6 protein-coding genes are annotated in these 6,288 nt (G+C 36.2%); 4 read left to right on the forward strand and 2 right to left on the reverse strand.

Translation table 11 applies throughout. From position 1 onward, the window contains the following. From gldI to ACIQ2S_RS10100, 3 genes are all read left to right on the forward strand, one after another. Nucleotides 1-481 (forward strand): gliding motility-associated peptidyl-prolyl isomerase GldI (gene gldI, locus ACIQ2S_RS10090; protein WP_396175571.1); only part of this gene is annotated, 481 nt, incomplete at its 5' end. Between the two features lie 31 nt (nucleotides 482-512). Continuing rightward, complete coding sequence (locus tag ACIQ2S_RS10095) at nucleotides 513-1,628, forward strand: peptidylprolyl isomerase (RefSeq protein ID WP_396175573.1); 1,116 nt, start codon at nucleotides 513-515, stop codon at nucleotides 1,626-1,628. 19 nt (nucleotides 1,629-1,647) lie between these two features. Further along, nucleotides 1,648-2,748 carry a peptidylprolyl isomerase gene (locus tag ACIQ2S_RS10100; RefSeq protein WP_396175575.1) on the forward strand — a complete coding sequence of 367 codons (1,101 nt, stop codon included), beginning with the start codon at nucleotides 1,648-1,650 and terminating at the stop codon, nucleotides 2,746-2,748. A 192-nt stretch (nucleotides 2,749-2,940) separates the two neighbouring features. On the opposite strand, the gene ACIQ2S_RS10105 is transcribed toward ACIQ2S_RS10100, so the two are convergent. Both ACIQ2S_RS10105 and ACIQ2S_RS10110 read right to left on the reverse strand, forming a co-directional pair. Further along, complete coding sequence (locus ACIQ2S_RS10105; RefSeq protein WP_396175577.1) at nucleotides 2,941-3,378, reverse strand: hypothetical protein; 438 nt, start codon at nucleotides 3,376-3,378, stop codon at nucleotides 2,941-2,943. A 3-nt stretch (nucleotides 3,379-3,381) separates the two neighbouring features. Next, the gene (locus ACIQ2S_RS10110) at nucleotides 3,382-4,758 is read right to left on the reverse strand and encodes an MATE family efflux transporter (protein ID WP_396175579.1); all 1,377 of its coding nucleotides are present in this window, start codon (nucleotides 4,756-4,758) and stop codon (nucleotides 3,382-3,384) included. 150 nt (nucleotides 4,759-4,908) lie between these two features. Between ACIQ2S_RS10110 and ACIQ2S_RS10115 the strand changes: the two genes are divergently transcribed. Beyond that, nucleotides 4,909-6,288, forward strand: a 1,380-nt coding sequence (locus tag ACIQ2S_RS10115; RefSeq protein ID WP_396175581.1) for a TonB-dependent receptor, incomplete at its 3' end; no start/stop codon positions are given.

Genomic DNA, 6,288 nt, shown 5'->3' on the forward strand with positions numbered 1-6,288 from the left:
CGGGACTTACAAAAAAGCAACTGTTGAAAAAAATGTAAAATTGGTTGCCAAAGAGGAAAAAATCATTGACTCTATCATGAAAAGTACGCCAGAAAAGGAATACCTAATTTCTAAAAAGGGATTTTGGTATACTTATGACCAAAAAAACGAAACGGACACCTTAACTCCTAAACGTGGAGATATGGCTTATTTTGACTATGAACTGAACGATATATACGGAAATGTTATTTACACCGCCTTAGAATTGCGACCACAAGAATATTTGGTAGATAAGCAGGAAATCATGACCGGACTGCGTCACGGCATCAAATTAATGCGAAAAAACGAAAAAGTAACATTCCTTTTTCCATCACATGTGGGTTATGGCTATTTGGGCGACAAAAACAGAATAGGTCCCAATGTACCGCTAAAATGTACGGTTACCTTAACAGATTTTAAACCTGTTCAATCAACAGCTCCGGTAATTCAAAACTTAGACTAAATTACTTTTTATAAACTCAATTACACTAACTATGAAATTAAAATTAATAATCGGTTTGTTTTTAACCACTTTTTTATTCTCTTGTACAGACAAGCATGATGAATTAGGTGATGGCATGTTTGCAGAAATAAAAACCAACAAAGGGATAATCATTCTTCAGCTTGAGTTTGAAAAAGCACCGATGACCGTTGCAAACTTCGTTTCACTTGCCGAAGGAAAAAATACGATGGTATCCGATTCAACCAAAAAAGGAAAACCTTTTTATGATGGGTTGACTTTCCATAGAGTGGTTCCAAATTTCATGATTCAAGGGGGAGATCCTGAAGCATCCGGAAATGGCGGACCAGGCTATAAATTCAAAGATGAAATTACCGATTTAGTGCACGATCGTGGAGGTGTACTTTCAATGGCAAATGCAGGTCCTGCCACTAACGGTAGTCAGTTTTTTATCACACATACGGCAACACCGCATCTGGATGGGCGACACACTGTTTTTGGACATGTGGTAGAAGGCATGACAGTTGTTAACGAAATTGTACAAGGCGACATCATTGAAAAAGTCACCATCATCCGAAATGGTGAAGCGGCGTTAAAATTTGATGCAATAAAAACTTTTGAGGCCGAATTTAAAAAAGACGCCGAACTTCAAAAACAAAAAGCAGAAGAAGAAGTTGCAAAAAAAGCAGAATTTTTAGCGTTATACAAAGGTGCAATCGATGCCAAATTAAAGTCTTTTGCAGAAGCGAAAGCAACTGCAAAAAAATCGGAGACCGGATTAGTTTATAAAATTACTCCAGGTGGTGGTAAAAAACCGGCTGCAGGCACGCAAGTATTTTTCAATTATTCCTTGTATTTAGAGTCAGGTGAATTATTGCAAAGTAGCAAACAAGAGGTGGCTCAAGCTTTTGGAAAATTTGACCCGCAAGCTGCTGCAAGTGGTGCCTACAATCCTTTTCCATTTAAGTATGGCGAAAAAACCGGTTTAATACCTGGATTCTTAGAAGCCATTGAAAAAATGTCTTACAATGACAATGCTGTTTTGTTTATCCCGTCGCATTTAGGTTATGGGGAAGCAGGGATGCCGGGTGCAATTCCACCCAATACAAATTTAATTTTTGAAGTAGAAATGCTTGAAAAAGGTCAATAATAATTTACAAATTTACATTATGAAAAAAATAACTTTTTTACTCCTTGCATTAACTAGCGGACTGTTTGCTCAAACAGCGGATGGATTATATGCAGAAATTCAAACTACTAAAGGAAAAATTCTTTTACAATTGGAATATGAAAAAGCTCCAATTACAGTTGCTAATTTTGTTTCGTTAGCAGAAGGAAATAATCCGGCGGTAAGTGCTGAATTCAAAAACAAAAAATTCTACGACGGATTGAAATTTCATCGTGTGGTTGCTAATTTCATGATTCAAGGTGGTGATCCGGCAGGAAACGGAAGTGGCGGACCCGGTTATAAATTTGTAGATGAATTTACAGATTTAAAACACGATAAAGCTGGAATACTTTCAATGGCAAATTCAGGTCCAACAACGAACGGAAGTCAGTTCTTTATCACGCATTTACCAACGCCTCACTTAGATGGCAGACACACTGTTTTTGGACATGTGGTAGAAGGACAAAGTGTGGTTGATGCAATTGTACAAGATGATGTGATGCAAAAAATCACCATTATTCGTGTGGGTAGTAATGCAAAAAAGTTTGATGCAGTTAAAACCTTCACAGACAGAGATGCGATTGCTGCCGAAAATCAGAAAAAACAAAAAGCAATCGCCGATGAAAAGAAGAAAGTGGCACTTGCTCCTTATAAAAAAACTATGGATGCTAAATTAGCCTATTTTGAAATGAATAAAAAAGCAGCCACAAAATCTCCATCTGGATTAGAGTATAAACAAATTGCAAAAGGCAACGGTGTAAAACCCGCAGAAGGAACAACAGTTTATGTGCACTATGCAGGTTATTTTGAAGATGGCGAGTTATTTGACAGTAGCTACGAAGATGTTTCGAAAGCTTTTGGGAAATTCAACCAACAAAAAGCGGATGCAAAAGCCTACAAACCTTTTCCTTTTCAGTACGGAAATAAAGGAGGTTTGATTCCCGGATTTTTAGAAGCGGTAAACATGATGACTATTGGCGATAAATATTTGATTTTTATTCCTGCTAGTCTTGGATATGGTGCTGCCGGAGCAGGTGGCGTAATTCCACCCAATGCCAATTTAATTTTTGAATTGGAGTTATTAGAAAAACTACCTGAATAAATCGTAAAAAACCGCCAAGCTATAAAACTTGGCGGTTTTTTTTATGCTTTAAATTTCCAATCGAATAAAAATCGCTGTCATGCTATAACCGTTGTCATGCTGACTTGTTTCAGCATCTAACAATTGTTCGTGTGATTTAGAATCTGAAACAAGTTCAGATTGACAAAGAATATTTTTCTTGGTCAGCCTTATTTATGCTTTAAATTTCCAATCAAATTCGTCTTGATTTTTTACAATGGCTCCAACTTCCACTTTGATAACTTCGCCAAATTCGGTTTGGAGAATCGTCCAAAAATCTTCATTGAAATAGTTGATAAAACAATCAAAAGTTTCCTCTTCAAACGATTTATATCCTTTGGATGACAGTAGATTTTTTACTTCTGAAAAAGATTTTCCAATGACTTTTTGCTCAAACAACAAAACATCGGGATGCGAACAAATGATGTAACCTAACCGAAAATCTTCATCTTCATAAAAAGTCAATCGAGCTTTTAAGTGATTGTACAACAAAATCAAATTTCCTTCTTCATCTGTAAATGAAGAACTTGCTTTGCCATAAATAGCTTCCACATTTTTTTGCTTCATTCCAAAAAGAAGTTGATCAAATCCGAAGGTTGGTTTTAGAGTCATCAGTTAATTATTATTGTGAATTAATTTCTTAGTTAAAGTATTGAAACGATAGAATAAAAATAATGCAGCGGCTGTTAATCCGGCCAATAATCCAATCCAAACGCCAATAGCTTTCAATTCTGTGTACAACCCCAAGTAAATTGAAATTGGAAATCCAATCACCCAATAAGCTACAAAGGTAATATACATGGGGATTTTTACATCTTGCAAACCTCTCAAAGCTCCTAAAACTACTACTTGCAAACCGTCTGATATTTGAAATAACGCAGCAACAATTAACAATTGTGAAGCAATAGCAACCACTTCCAAATTGTCTTGTAAATGCATGGTTTGTTCCAAATTCAAAAATGGAATCGGCAGTACTTTGTGGAACACAATAAAAATCAATGCAAAAAATATTTCGAGTAAGGTCGCTAATAAAAAAATAGATACTGCAACAATTCGCAATTTTTTATAATCTTGCAACCCTTTTTGATTGCCCACTCGAATCATCGCTGTGACGCTCAATCCCATGGCAAACATAAATGTTAGTGATGCCAAACTTAAAGCAATTTGATTGGCAGCCTGACTGGTTGTTCCTATCATTCCACACAACCAAATGGCTCCGGTAAATAATGCCACCTCAAAAAACATTTGCAAAGCGGAAGGCATTCCTAAATTAATGATTTTTTTAATGGTACTTTTTTGAATCTCTTCCCAACTAAACTTTTCAAAATACGGGTGGAATTTTGGTTTTTTCACCATTACATAATGCATAAAAGCAAGCATAACAATTCGGGCAGTAATCGTTCCAATTGCGGCTCCAACAATTCCCATCGCTGGGAAAATCCAGATACCGAAGATTAAAAAATAATTGATAATTACGTTAACTATGTTTCCGATAATCGTCGCCCACATAGAATATTTTGTTTCACTTTTTCCATCGGCAAACTGTTTGTATGCCTGAAACATGATGAGCGGAATCAATGAAAAAGCCACAATATCTAAATACGGTTTTGCCAACTCTACTACCTCAGCAGGTTGTCCCATAAAAGCAATCAGCGGTTTGGCAAAAAAGATGAGTAAAAACAAAATCACGCCCAGTAGCGTACACAAAAACAAACCATTATGAAACGCCCCTCTACCCTTTTCAATTGATTTTTCACCATCTGCTTCTGCAACAATGGGTGTAATAGCCGTTGAAAAACCAATTCCTACTGACATTGCAATGAAAATAAAACTATTTCCTAAAGAAGCGGCCGCTAATTCTTTGGGACCTAATTGGCCAACCATTATATTATCAACAATTCCCACAACGGTGTGTCCCAACATTCCAATAATGATAGGATAAGCCAATCGAAGATTGTAACTGAATTCTTGGGTGTATGTCTTGAGTGTCATCATTTATAATTGCGTCGGCAAAAGTACATCATTTGCAAGTATAAATTGAAAAGAAAAAGTTAAGGAATCCTAACACCTTAACTGCCCAAAAAAAGCTTGTGAAGAATCAAAAATAAAACGATAACTTTAACCCTCTTTGAAAAGTGAAAAGTGAATCTGAAACCTTCTATTTATTCGTTTGTTTTATTTTGTTTATTGGTAATGTTTTCAGCACTATCCAGTGCACAAACAATCGCAGATACTACAGCCTTATCAGAAGTAATTTTAAAAGGAACTCCAATACCAAACACTATTCAAAATTCAGCTGCTTCTATTGCGACAATTACTTCTAAAGAAATCAATCAAAATGATGGCGTGATTTTAACCTCGGTTTTGAATAAAATTCCGGGTGTATCTTTGCAACAAGGTAATTTAAACACCAATCGGATTTCGATGCGAGGTATTGGTGCACGATCGCAGTTTGGCACCAATCGAATCAAAGCGTATTATGAAAATATTCCATTGAGCAATGGCGAAGGCGATACTGTTTTAGAAGATATTGATTTAGAAAGTCTGAACGGAATTGAAATCATTAAAGGTCCGAATACCACCAGTTTTGGTGCCGGTTTGGGTGGTGTCATTCATCTAATGGGAAAATCTACCGAAGAAAATAGTTCCTTTGGGAAAATCGCATCAACTTTTGGAAGTTTTGGTTTGTTTAAAAATACTGTCTCCGGTGGTTTTAACAACGGTACCACCGATTTATATTTGGTATACAACCAATTAAATTCAGATGGGTTCCGTGAGAACAGTGACTATGACCGAAAATCAATGAACCTTTCTGCCAAACAAAAACTTTCAGAAAACAGTTCGCTCTCCTTCTTTGGAATTGCCACGCGATTAAAAGCGTTCATTCCGAGTTCTATTAACCAAAATGATTTTGAAAATAATCCTGAAGTTGCCGCACCTACATGGAAAGCAGCAGAAGGTTATGAATCCTATGACAAATTGATTTTGGGCATTGGGTACCAAAATAAATTCTCTGAAAAATGGTCGGTTGAAAGTTCTGTTTTTTCTACAATCATCGATGCATATGAACCGCGTCCGTTTGATATTTTAGACGATGAAACAATGAATTTTGGTCTGCGTTTACAAGTGAATTATAACAAAAAAGTATTTTCAATTCCTTCCAAATTCTGCCTTGGAACTGAAGTGCTTTTTGAAGACTATACTTATTCATTATACGAAAATCTATACCAATCGCAACCCGGAGAAGGCAGCATTCAAGGACCTCTTTTTGCAACAAACAATCAAAAAAGAAACTACCAAAACGTATTTTTTCAAATGGATATGCAACTGTTAAAAAAAATGCATTTGGAATCGGGAATTGCTGTTAATTCAACCCGATACGAACAATCGGATACCTTTGAAACAGTAGAACCAACAAAAAACAGTTATTCGTTTGGAGCCATTTGGTCGCCTCGAATCGGATTATCGTATCAAGTCGGTTCGAAGAAAAATATTTATACTTCTGTCAGTAAAGGATTTTCG

Origin of the sequence: Flavobacterium sp. (assembly GCF_044371705.1) — a bacterium.
In the GTDB taxonomy this organism is placed as follows: domain Bacteria; phylum Bacteroidota; class Bacteroidia; order Flavobacteriales; family Flavobacteriaceae; genus Flavobacterium.